The 12,793-nt window shown below is 46.3% G+C and carries 8 protein-coding genes and 1 tRNA gene; 8 read left to right on the forward strand and 1 reads right to left on the reverse strand.

The annotated features are described in order from the left end of the window. Nucleotides 1-186 precede the first annotated feature (186 nt). The 6 genes from AC07M6_RS09495 (at nt 187) to AC07M6_RS09520 (ending at nt 4,470) form a co-directional block, all read left to right on the forward strand. The gene (locus AC07M6_RS09495) at nt 187-405 is read left to right on the forward strand and encodes a CHC2 zinc finger domain-containing protein (protein WP_494888785.1); all 219 of its coding nucleotides are present in this window, start codon (nt 187-189) and stop codon (nt 403-405) included. A 239-nt stretch (nt 406-644) separates the two neighbouring features. Beyond that, nucleotides 645-2,222: an AAA domain-containing protein gene (locus tag AC07M6_RS09500; protein ID WP_494888787.1), complete on the forward strand. Its 1,578-nt coding sequence runs from the start codon at nt 645-647 to the stop codon at nt 2,220-2,222. 148 nt (nt 2,223-2,370) lie between these two features. After that, nucleotides 2,371-2,748 (forward strand): hypothetical protein, encoded by a 378-nt coding sequence (locus tag AC07M6_RS09505; RefSeq protein ID WP_494888789.1) that lies wholly within the window; start codon nt 2,371-2,373, stop codon nt 2,746-2,748. 215 nt (nt 2,749-2,963) lie between these two features. After that, a complete protein-coding gene (locus tag AC07M6_RS09510; protein WP_494888791.1) occupies nt 2,964-3,824 on the forward strand; it encodes a sigma-70 family RNA polymerase sigma factor in 861 nt (286 codons plus the stop codon). Nucleotides 3,825-3,998: 174 nt separating this feature from the next. Beyond that, the gene (locus AC07M6_RS09515; RefSeq protein ID WP_494888793.1) at nt 3,999-4,283 is read left to right on the forward strand and encodes a hypothetical protein; all 285 of its coding nucleotides are present in this window, start codon (nt 3,999-4,001) and stop codon (nt 4,281-4,283) included. Nucleotides 4,284-4,311: 28 nt separating this feature from the next. Then, nucleotides 4,312-4,470, forward strand: a complete 159-nt coding sequence (locus tag AC07M6_RS09520) for a hypothetical protein (RefSeq protein WP_494888795.1) — start codon at nt 4,312-4,314, stop codon at nt 4,468-4,470. 185 nt (nt 4,471-4,655) lie between these two features. Here the strand turns inward: AC07M6_RS09520 and AC07M6_RS09525 are convergent. Next, nucleotides 4,656-4,729, reverse strand: a tRNA-Pro gene (locus AC07M6_RS09525). A gap of 297 nt (nt 4,730-5,026) precedes the next feature. Here AC07M6_RS09525 and AC07M6_RS09530 point away from each other — a divergent pair. Then, a complete protein-coding gene (locus AC07M6_RS09530) occupies nt 5,027-12,196 on the forward strand; it encodes a beta-propeller fold lactonase family protein (protein WP_494888797.1) in 7,170 nt (2,389 codons plus the stop codon). Nucleotides 12,197-12,286: 90 nt separating this feature from the next. After that, complete coding sequence (locus AC07M6_RS09535; RefSeq protein ID WP_494888799.1) at nt 12,287-12,757, forward strand: helix-turn-helix transcriptional regulator; 471 nt, start codon at nt 12,287-12,289, stop codon at nt 12,755-12,757. Nucleotides 12,758-12,793: the final 36 nt, after the last annotated feature.

Here is a 12,793-nt window from a genome sequence, read left to right on the forward strand (position 1 = left end):
TTGCCATTTTCATAATTTTAAAAAAAGTATAAATATTAGCTCCAATATATATTTTACATAAACATTTTATAATCAGATAATAATGTTGATTATCTACATTAAAATATCAATATCGAATTTACCGATGTACTATCTATAGTGTTGGAAACTGTCTTTTTAGTATCATTGTGGTGCACAAACATATTGATGAATCCTAAATCGCCTGACCTCGTACAACTCGTAGCTACCTATATCCCCTTATCGCCGAGCCGCCGGACTTTGCGGGGCAACTGCCCTTTCCATCCCGATACCGCCGGTTCTTTTATGGTTTCCCCGGAAAAGCAACTCTTTAAATGTTTTGGCTGCGGCCAGGAAGGCGGCATCCCGGAATTTAAATTGGCGATCGAAAAACTGGCGCGGGCATGAATACATATTTCAAAGACCTTCAGGTTTTACTGGCTGCGGAACGCTCGACAGATGAAGCGGCCTTTAACCGGTTGACGGCCGGTACGGGTGCGGCGCAGCGGCGGGCAACGGGTATGGCCTGGTACCCCATCGCCATCCGCAATACCGAACCGGTGCGGGGGGATTATCTGAGTATCGAAATCGAACGGACGACCCACCAGGACCTCAGCCACCAGTTCCGCTTCGGCAGCGCGGTCGCTTTGTTTTCCAACCACGACCAAACCCACCGGGTAAATGGCACCATCACTTTTGTGGGAGGCCATCGCATGAAGATCACCCTGCTAACGGAAGAACTGCCCGAGTGGGCCAGCGATGGTAAACTGGGTATCGACCTGCTGTTCGATGCTTACAGCTATGAGGAAATGCGCGACGCTTTAAAACAGGCGGAAAAAACGGACAGTCATTTAGTCCGGCTGCTGACCGGAAAAGAAAGTCCAAATATCACTGCCGCAGTTTATACCAATCCAAATCTTAACGCTGCACAGGAAACAGCTGTGCGCTGTATACTTGGTGCGCAGGACCTGGCCATTGTGCATGGTCCGCCCGGAACGGGTAAGACCACCACCCTGGTCGCCGCTATCAGCGCTTTGATTGAGCGCGGGGAACCGCAAATCTTAGCGGTCGCGTCCAGTAATACCGCCGTCGATCTGCTCAGTGAAAAACTGGCGGAAGCCGGTTTAAACGTATTGCGTATCGGTAACCCGGTACGCGTCAGCGAACGCTTGCAGCAACTAACCCTGGATAGCCGCATGGCCGAACACAGCCAACTGAAGGAGGTTAAAAAACTCAAAAAGATGGCCGCCGAGTTTAAAAACATGGCGCACAAGTACAAACGGAGTTTTGGTAAAGCAGAACGTGAGCAACGTAAAGCCTTGTTTGAGGAAGCACACCGCATTATGCGCGAGGTTGCTAAGATCGAAGAATTCATCAGCGAGGATGTCATCAGCAAGGCGCAGGTGGTCACCGCTACACTCGTCGGCGCCGATCATTATACCATCCAAAAATTAAAGTTCCATACCGTTATCATGGATGAGGCTGGCCAGGCGCTGGAACCGGCGGCCTGGATACCCATTTTAAAGGCGCAGCGCCTTGTTTTAGCCGGCGACCACCTCCAGCTACCACCAACGGTTAAATCCGCGCAGCGCGGCTTAACGACTACCCTGCTGGAAAAAAGCGTAGCACTGCACCCCGAAGCAGTGACCTTACTGAACGAGCAGTACCGGATGAATACAGCGATCATGGGGTTTTCCTCCTTCAAGTTTTACGGTAATCAATTGACCGCACACCCGCTGGTGGCTAACCGTTTATGGCAACCTGGCGACCATCCGTTTACCTTTATTGACACGGCCGGGGCCGGGTATGAAGAGCAGGCAGATGGTACGAGCAGTATTAATCCTGAAGAGGCGGCCTTTATTGTCCGGCATATCGCGGCGATGCCTTATACCGGCGTTAGTATCGCCGTCATTGCGCCCTATACCGCGCAGGTTAACTTGCTCAAATCTTTGCTGCCGGGTACGCCAGTTGAAGTGAATACAGTAGATGGCTTCCAGGGACAGGAACGCGATGTTATTTATATTTCGCTCACCCGCAGCAACAGCGAAGGCGCGATTGGCTTCTTGTCAGATTACCGCCGGATGAATGTGGCCATGACCCGCGCCAAATTAAAATTAGTCCTTGTCGGGGATAGCGCGACCTTAGGACAGACCCCGTTCTATGCCGATCTCATCGCCTATGCGGAAAGTTTGGGTGGTTATGAGAGTGTCTGGTCGTATCACTAAACATGGGTACCTTATTCCAGTTTTTCCAAGCTGTCATGGTAGGTGCTGCCCACGGGCTGGTCTGCAACGGTTCAGGCTGTTTGCTCAGCGGCCAAAAACCGGGGCCCGCAATTATGTTTTATAACCAAGCTAAATTACCTTTGCTGCGATGAAAAAGCCCATGCCTTTCGATTTCCTACTGGATTACCTGCCAGCTAACGTAGTCATTAAGCCTGCTATCGGCATGTTTTATATTTATCTGGAAGGCAAGATCGTTTTGATATTCCGCAAGGTCGGCAAAAATCCACAGCACAATGGGATTTGGATCGCTACCAGGCGCGAAGATCACGCGAGCCTGAAAGCTGATATTCCAGCTGTTACGGATTTTGAATTTGACGATGAAGTCTTTGAGCCGAACTGGCTGCAACTCAAAGATGGTCACGACGATTTCGAGGAAGCCGCGGTTCAACTCTGCGAATTTATATCACGCCGGGATAAAAGGATCGGCAAACCGACCGCGAAAGCCGTCCAGCTTACTGGTTTATGATAAAGCTTAAAATTAACAGAAGCCGCTTATCTTCTTGACTTTCAGTTAACACAATTTTTGCGTTTCCTGCTTATCTTTGTATGTTAAAGATCTTTTACGATCCCTTTCTACCGCAGGCATAAGCAACCCGCTGTCATTCTTTTGAGAATCTTTTTTGCTCTTCGCGCATACCAAGGCACCGGATCTTTAGCATTCACATTTAACAATTTACATAAATGAGGCAACTTAAAATTAGTGAGTCGATCACCAATCGTGAGAGTGCATCGTTGAATCAATATTTGTCAGATATCGCAAAGATTCCGATGGTTACTCCGCAGGAAGAGGTGATCTTAACGCAAAAGATCAGGGAAGGCGACCAGGCCGCTTTAGAACGCTTAACCACTGCGAATTTAAGATTCGTGGTTTCGGTAGCTAAACAATACCAGAGTTCGGGAATGACGCTTGGCGACCTGATTAACGAAGGCAATGTCGGCTTGGTTAAAGCAGCGAAGCGCTTCGACGAAACCAAAGGTTTCAAATTTATATCCTACGCGGTTTGGTGGATCCGGCAATCCATCCTGTCGGCCATTAATGAACAATCGCGCATGATCCGGCTGCCATTGAACAAAGTTGGGGATCTCTCCAAAATTGCCAAAGCCGCATCGCAGCTGGAACAACAATATGAACGGCAGCCGACTCCCGAGGAATTAGCAGAAAGCCTGGAAACTACCGCTGAAAAGGTGAGTGATGTGCTGGGGCATTCCGGCAGGCATATTTCCTATGATTCGCCGTTTTCCGCTGAGGAGGATAACACCTTACTGGATGTGCTGCAAAGCCCGGAACCGGGGACAGACAAGGGACTAATGACGGAATCCTTATCTACCGAGGTTGCGGAAAGCTTGCGGGTCCTGGGCGAAAAAGAAAGAGATGTATTAACCCTATTTTTCGGTCTGAGTGACGGGCAGGCCCACAGCCTGGAAGAGATCGGCGATAAATACGAACTCACACGCGAACGCGTACGGCAGATCAAAGATAAAGCGCTGGCCAGGCTTCGGACAAGTTCACGCAGCTGGATATTGAAAGGCTATTTGGACTAATCACCTGTCATTCCGGCCCGTTTCCCCGCAAATCTTTATAAGTGATGAGTTGAAAGGTATAGGGTGATGATATCTGCATGTAAAGAGACCGTTAACAAGTCATTAAGTTTTCAACAGTTCATACGAGTGAAACGATAGTTTGCTTATCTTGTAATTCATCTTTAACACTACGCTATGAGAACAGAAAACAGCTTGACCTTTTTAGGTCGTCTTTTGGACAAAGTACGCCCTTCTGATCTGCTACAACGCGAACATCGTTTGGCTTTGGGTGCCCGCATCGAACATTTGCTGACGGAAACCGGCTTGAACCGTTTGCAGTTTGGTAACCATATCCGGGTGGAAATGAATGAACTGCGGGGCTGGCTATCCGGCACACGCGACCTGACACTGGAAACATTGACCGAGATTTGCGGTTTGTTTCACATCAGCATCGGTGACCTGGTGACCGAACAGGGTTAAACTTTCATGGCTTTGCCGGATTGCAATAATGGCTGGCCAGCGTAACCACCTGGGCGCGGCCATACTTGCCAAGCTATATGCCTGGGGCTTTCATGTTTCCCGGGAAAAAGACACAATGCGGCCTGTCCCCTTGAAAAATGGTACAGATTTGAATAAAAAAAACAGAGATCAAACCGTATCGAAATAGATCAATTAATTGACTATCAATGTATTATAATAATTTTTATTGCCCCAAACGTAAGTAGTTAAAATGAGTAACCGAATAGGTCTCATTTTCTTTGGTTTTACTTGAATAACTTGGGTAAAGTAAAAAGAAAAACCCCTTAAATCATACGATTTAAGGGGTTTTCGACTCGATTGGTATCGCTTTTGTCGGGATGGCAGGATTCGAACCTGCGGCCTCCACATCCCAAATGTGGCGCGATACCGGGCTACGCTACATCCCGTTGTTTCCGTTTGGGAATGCAAAGATAGCGTTTTATCACTTTGCTGCAAGACTTATTTTAAAAGATTTTACCTAAAAACAAGTCGGTATAATTTAGCAACGTTCAATCAAATGTATTTCAATACGTTACAGTAGAAATAAGTTTGTAAATATTTTTTTGTCCTTCGCCACCATCCTGTTCTATGCTGAATTAAGTGTATTATTAACAGATAACCGTTGGCACCCGCTTGTTTATTGTAAAAATCGGGTATATTTAAGCTCCAATTATTTTACCGGTAGCATGTAACCAAACCATTACATGAATAAAATTTTACATGTTATAAGTGTTGTACTATTACTATCTGCTTTGTTCCTGAATGTAAGGGCACAAACCCAGATTGTTATGAACGGTAACGCTACCAGGCAGATTACTGTACCGGCAGAAGGCTGCATTTATAATTGGGTTAATAATAATCCCGCTATTGGCTTACCGGCCACGGGTACCGGCGATATCCCGGCATTTACAGCTACAAATACAGGCACCAAACCCATATATGCTACTGTTACCGCATACCCTTTAAATGTGCCGTTGGCTTACGTTCCGGACGCCAGTGCAAAAACTATCAAAATAATTAACACCAGTACTAACATCATCATCAATACCATCCAGTTAGATGATTCGCCAAACGCGATGGCGATCAGTCCTGATGAAAGCAAAATATATGTAACAGGTGGCAGTAAACTTTATATTATCAGCACATCAGGGCAGAAAGTAATTGACGCTATTAATACAGGTATTACAAATGGAATAGTAGCAAGCCACGATGGTAAGCGGCTGTACCTGGCTTTTACAACGGGGGTAGATCCCGCACCAAAAATTTCGGGGATAATGACCGTTAATGTAGCAACAAAAGCTATTGGGCGTTACTATTTTGATTTCGATTACGATACAACACTATTTTCGAAAACTATCAGTACCATTTATTTAAGTAATGATGATACTAAATTATTTGCATCCTTTGATGTTGTTGATATCACTGATCCTGATCCTCTTAAACATTTCCCTCTTCCGGGTTATGTAGCTGTGTATAATACATATAAAGGCGAACCTGAAGCAAAAATTGATGTTGGAAGATCCCCATTTGGACAAGCTTTAAGTAACGATGGTAAAATACTGTATGTTGCAAGCAGTTCTTCAAACACGATAGCCAGAATAAATACATTAACCAATCGCGTTATTGACAGTATTACTGTTGATGAATCCCCTACAGGTCTTGCTATAAGCCCGGATGGCTCACGGCTTTATGTAACAAACCAAACCAAAGGTAATGTGGCTATAGTAAACATAGCAACAAAGCAAATTCTGACCAGAGCTATGGCTGGTTCTGCACCTGTTGGCCTTAGTGTTACCCCCGATGGCAGTAAGGTGTATGTAATTAATGAGGTATCTAATTTTATAACTCAAATTAATACCGCTTTTGCAACCTCAACAAATGTAAATATAGGCGGCCGGCCATTCACGCCCTGGTTAGGAAATTTCATCATCAACCCTACCGGCTGCAGCCCGGTTACGGTAAACTACGTAATTAACCCCACTCCTGCTGTACCCACTATAGTGGCAACCGGCATGCCTGCTCCGTTTACAACAATTGCCGGTACACCTTCCCAATCACAATCCATTACGGTATCAAGTTTTAAATTAACACAGGGCATATTGGTTACCCCGCCGCCGGGTTTCGAAGTAAGTAAGGATAATATTACCTTCGGCCCAACTATTACCATAGGCACTGGTGGCGATATACCGGAAACCCCGGTTTATATCAGGCTGACAGGTACTACGGCTGGTAGCTATCCCGGAGATATTGTGCTTAAATCGCCTGGCGCGACAGACGTAAAGGTTGCCATAACCGGCAACGTATCCCCAATAGGCAACAAAGTGCCCAATCAAACTGTAAATAACGGGCAGTTAACTCAGCCTGTTATACTACCGGGTATTTCATGCGCCTATAAATGGACCAGCAGTTCATCAATCATTGGTTTAAAAAACGATATAGGTCACGTAATACCTTCCTTTACCGCTATTAACACCGGCATCGCACCCATTACCGCCACTATTACCGCCAGCCTGGTTAACGATATAGAAAACCAGGCATTTGTGCATGTAGTTAACCAGCTTACAGGCCGCACCTTCGAGGTATCTGTTCCGGATTATATTGTCCAATACGGCTATGTCACCGCTTCCGAACCTTATGGTATCACTGTTAGTCCCAATCGCACATCGATCTACATATCAAATCGTTCATCGGGATCTGTTATGCAGATAAAAAAGACAGTCATGAGGCCACCGGGGCAACCGCCCAGTGTAGATTATAAAGTAACAGGTCAAACCCTTGTGGGGAAATTCCCGGAAGGCCTGGTAATAAGCCCCGACGCCAGCAAGGTTTACGTTGCTAACGCCGGCGATGGTACTATCTCCGTAGTCAACACTACAAATAATAAAATATCGGCCACCATTCCCTTAGCTACGCTGCGCCCATCAGGTGTAGCCATAAGTCCCGATGGCAGCCGGTTGTACGTATCAAACAATGGGTCGGGCAGCGTAACGGTCATCAATACCGCTGATAACAGTATATTTCATGTATACCAGGTAGGAGCATCCCCCAGGGGGATAGCCGTAAGTCCCAATGGCAATATGGTTTATGTAGCTAACCAGGGATCAAATACTGTTTCGGTTATTGACGTTGCAAGTGGTATAGTAAATTCTATTGGTGTCGGCACCCAGCCGTTTGGAGTAGCGATAAGCCCTGATGGCAGCCGGGTTTATGTATCTAACCAGGGTTCAGATAATGTTTCTGTTATCAATACTTCCGATTACTCAATTGCCCGTACAATTGCGGTTGGTAAGAAGCCAAGTGGTATAGCGGTAATGACCGATGGCAGCAGCGTGTATGTTGCCAATTATGATTCGGATAATGTTTCGCTCATCAATACGGCCGATTATTCAGTAACCAATCCTATTTCATCTGATGGCGGGCCGTTTTCCTTTGGTAATTTTGCTGATGGCGTAGCCGGCTGTGCAATTGGCCCTTTTACATTTACCATAACCGTTAACCCAACCCCAAAAAGCATTGCGGCCACCGGCACCTTATACCCGGTAACTACGGGTTTCGGTATAGCATCACCTTCTACAACGTTTAATGTGTCGGGACTTAGCTTAACCGAGGGTATTTTGGTTAAAGCGCCTCCAGGCTTTGAGGTAAGTACAGATAGCGTCCATTTTAGCCCTACGGCTACCGTAGGTACAGGCGGCAATGTGCCATCTACCCCTGTTTATGTCAGGCTTGCTGCAACTACGCCTATGGGTAGTTATGATGGTGATATTACTTTAAGCAGTGCAGGCGCTACCGATGTGATTGTTTACATGCCGGCAAGTACGGTAACCGGCCCCGTACCTACCATTACGGTAAGTAAAGCAACCGGCAATATCTTCAGCTGCGTTGGCAGTCCTTCAGTCAACCCCAACATTATGCAATTTACAGTTTCGGCTGTTAATTTAAACGGCGTTTTAACCGTGGCGGCACCTTCGGGTTTCGAGGTTTCGCTTTCTGCGGATAAGGATTATCATCCCAGTTTCGATATTTTCGATACAGCCGATAATCTCACTATTTATGTCCGGTTAAATTCCGCAACGGCAGGTAAATTATCAGGAAATGTAAATATAACCTCGCCCGGGGCAACTACTATGCGGGTAGCGATTGCCGGTGTGGCTTACGCGATACCTACCGCCGATCCTGTTGCTTCGCAAACGGTGGTGAACGGCTTTAACACAACGCCAATCCATTTTACCGGCACCGGAAATACTTTTAACTGGACAAATAACCAACCGGGTATAGGTTTAAGTGCCACCGGTGTGGGCGATATTGCCTCGTTTAAAGCTATTAATACCGGGAATGTTGATATTGTGGCTACCATAACAGCTACCCCTGTATCAGCGGCGCTGGCTTATGTCACCAATTTTTCTGCAAATACCCTTTCTGTTATCGATGTTTCAACAAACGGCCCCCCTATAGCCACTATCCCTGTGGGCACCGCCCCAAGGGGAGTTGTAGTAACTCCTGATGCTACCCGTTTATATGTGGTGAATTATGCATCTAATGATGTTACAGTAATTGATGCCACAACTAATACTAAAATTACTACCATCCCGGTAGGGCTGCAACCGCAGGGCATCAGCATGAGTATTGATGGCAGCCTTGTAAAGGTCCATAATGTGCTCGATCGTACGGTATCCACTATCAGCACGCTTACCAATACGGTTGTTTCTACCGTCCAGGCCGATATGTACCCGCCAGGTACCCCCATCACTCCTGACGGTAAAACGGCTTATGTTTACGATTATTTTTATTTCTATTTTCATATTTACGATACGGCAACCAATACTACAACTGCGCACACACCTGGCACCACAAGTCCGCAAGGCCTAACTATAAGTGCTGATGGTAAAACCGTATACGTATCTCATGACCTAAAAAACAAATTGTATGTAGTAGATATTGCAACTAATATCATTACCAATACCATCGATGTTGGCGCGTTTCCGCAAGGGGTAGCGTTAAGCCAGGATGGGAAATATTTATACGTGGCCAATGGCGATCAGGGCACCGTTTCGATCATTAACACCGCTACTTACGAGGTAGAAAACGCTTTGCAGGTAGGTGCTTTCCCGGCAGCCATTGGCGTTACAGGCGGCACCAGTTGCGGAGGCATACCCGTTACCTGTACTATTACCGTTAACCCTACCCCACCTACCATTACGGCCACGGGCACACCGCAAGCGGTAAATACCTTACAGGGCAACCCGTCGCCATCCGCCAATTTCGCTGTATCGGGCGTTAAAATGCAGGAAGGTATTTTAGTTACCCCACCCGCTGGGTTCGAGGTAAGCCTTAATGATATTGACTTTTCCCCAACGATAGTTGTGCCGGGTACCGGTACAATTATTACTACCCCGGTTTATATCCGCTTAGCTGCAAGTACTGCTGTTGGTACATATTCGGGCGATATTGTATTAAGCAGCCTCAATGCCGAAAGCGTAAAAGTGCCTATGCCGCTAAGCACCGTATCCGAACCTACTTCAAGCATTGTGGCTGGTTTGGTATCGGGCAGTATTTACAGTTGCTCAGGTACGCCATCTGCAAGCCCCAATATTCAGCAATTTACCGTGTCCGGATATCTCTTAACTACCGCTATCACGGCTACTGCACCCGCTGGGTTTGAAATATCGCTAAATGCGGCAAGCGGGTATGCGGCCAGCATTGTTATACCTCAGTCGGGAGGCAATATTGGCAATACCATAATCTATATACGGTCATCGGCATCTGCCACAGGCAATATAACAGGCAGTGTATCCTTAACATCAGCGGGTGCAACTACCCGCTATGGGTTTGTAAAAGCATCAGTAGGCACCACGCCTATGGTGAATAAAGTGGGCGATCAAACCCTATCAGGCGGCATGCCTACGCAAGCCATCAATTTTACAGGCACCGGCAATACATATACCTGGACAAACGACCTAACCACCATCGGCTTATCCGCAAAAGGCAGCGGCAATATCCTATCATTTACAACTATAAACCCGGGCGGCACGCAATTGGTAGCCAATGTTACGGTTACGCCTTTTTCGGCAGCGTTTGCTTACGTAGCTATGAGTAACGGCCAGGTTAATGTGATCAATACAGCCAGCAACGCGGTAGTTACCTCCATTACTATCGGAAATTCAACGCCTTATGCTGTATCAGCCAGTCCCGACGGCAAATTTGTTTATGTAACCAACCAGTTAAGGGGAGAAATTGTTATTATCAATACAACAACTAACGCTATTGCGGATAGAATATCTGTAGGTAACCGGCCATCGGGAATTGTAATAAGCCAGGATGGAAAAAAGGCTTATACAGCCAACAACGGTTCCAACGATGTTTCGATAGTAGACTTATTTACTAAACAGGTAACTAAAATTAACGTGGGCCTGGCGCCGGAAGGTATAGCGCTAAGCCCCGATGGTAACACTTTGTATGTAGCTAACAAAAACTCCACCACCGTTTCGGTAATCAATACGGTTACAAATACTAAGTTACCTGCAGATATTCCTGTTGGTGCAAGCCCCGAAGGTTTAGTGGTAAGTCCCGATGGTAGCCGGGTTTATGTAACAAATTACAATGGCAAGTCTGTTTCCGTTATTAACGCTATAACCAATACAACCATACTCCCGGCTATTCCTGTTGAGATCAACCCGCATGGAATTGCCATTAACCCCGATGGTACAAAAGTGTATGTTGGCAACACCGGATCGGGTACAGTATCGGTAATTAACACCGCCACAAACGCGGTGACCAAAATTACCGTGGGCGGGAGGCCGGAAGGTGTATCTATCAGTCCGGATGGTAGCCTGGTTTACGTGGCCGGTACTAATAGCATGTCGGTCATTAATACCATCACGGGTGCCTTAACCACCGTTCCTAACCTCGGTCAGGCTTATTCATACGGTAATTTCATTACCGGCGGTGCCGGCTGCGCAGGCGAGCCGCAAACATTCAAGATCATAGTAAACCCAACCGCGCCTTATATTACTGCCACGGGTACACCAAACGCACTTAATACCACTTATGGCACCCCATCGGCTGTAAGCAGCTTTAGTGTATCAGGTATTAGTATGAAAGCTGATATACTGGTAAGCCCGCCAGCCGGGTATGAGGTGAGCTTAAATCAAAACAATAATTTCGCCGGTACCGTTACTTTTGGCGCGGCTGGCGTAATTGCCGCAACTACAATTTATATCAGGCTGGCTGCAAATGCATCAGCTGGTTCGCATACTGGTAACATTATCCTGAGCAGCACCGGGGCTGCCGATGCCACCATACCTGCCGATGGTACGGTAACAGCCGTTCCGTTAATTATTACCGCGCAAAATGCCGAGAAAGTTTCGGGAGCAACACTTACCGGCGGGCCAGGTTCAAAAGCTTTTAGCTACACAGGGATCCAAAACCAGGAAACCATTGGCAGCGTAACCTTAAGCTACGGCATCGGGGCCGAGGCCGGCGCCGCGATAGGCACCTATACAGGATCGGTAATTGCAAGCGCGGCTACAGGCGGCACTTTCACCTTAAGTAATTATATCCCAACTTACCTGCCGGGCGATATTATTGTTAAAGCCGCGCTTAGCCGCGACCTGGTAGTTATACCCAATACGTTTACGCCTAATGGCGATGGGATAAATGACAAATGGGAGATTAGCTATTTACTCAACTATCCAAACTGTACGGTTTTAATATTCGACCGCTCGGGGCGGCAGATATTTAAATCGACAGGATACGGCACCGCATGGAACGGTACTTATAATGGTCAGGCCCTGCCATACGGCACCTATTATTATGCTATTGATTTGGGTAACGGTAGCAAACCACTTTCGGGTTATATCGCATTGATAAGGTAAAGCGCTTATATTTGGCTAATGGATCAGGAGAAAACAATTAGCTCCCTTTTAAATGCATAAATTGTTTAATTTAAGATCTAACTAATAAAAATGACTTTGAATTTCCTGTCGCGTAACCGTTCTGTTTTAATTTATGGCATATCGCTGGCTGTTTTATTATTATTAATGAAATGGCTGGAGTGGCGGTTTATTATAGTAGACCATGCTTTTGAGCTTTATGCGGGTGCACTGGCCATTATTTTTACTTTACTTGGTATTTGGCTGGCCCTTAAACTTACCCGCCCGAAAACCCATACGGTAATTGTAGAAAAAGAAGTAATTATTAAAAGCAGCGATTTTGTTTTAAACGAGCACGAACTTAACAAACTTGGTTTAAGCAAACGCGAAATGGAAGTTTTGCAACTGATGGCCGGCGGCTTAAGCAACCAGGAAATTGCCGACCGGTTGTTTGTATCATTAAACACCATCAAAACGCACTCATCAAAAGTGTTTGAAAAACTGGAGGTACAACGCCGTACACATGCTGTAGACAAAGCCCGGAAACTAAACCTGATCCCCTGACAACTTATCATTTAACGGTTTTAAATATCAGCGTAA

It is taken from the genome of Mucilaginibacter sp. GW821-FHT07H05, assembly GCF_059418485.1.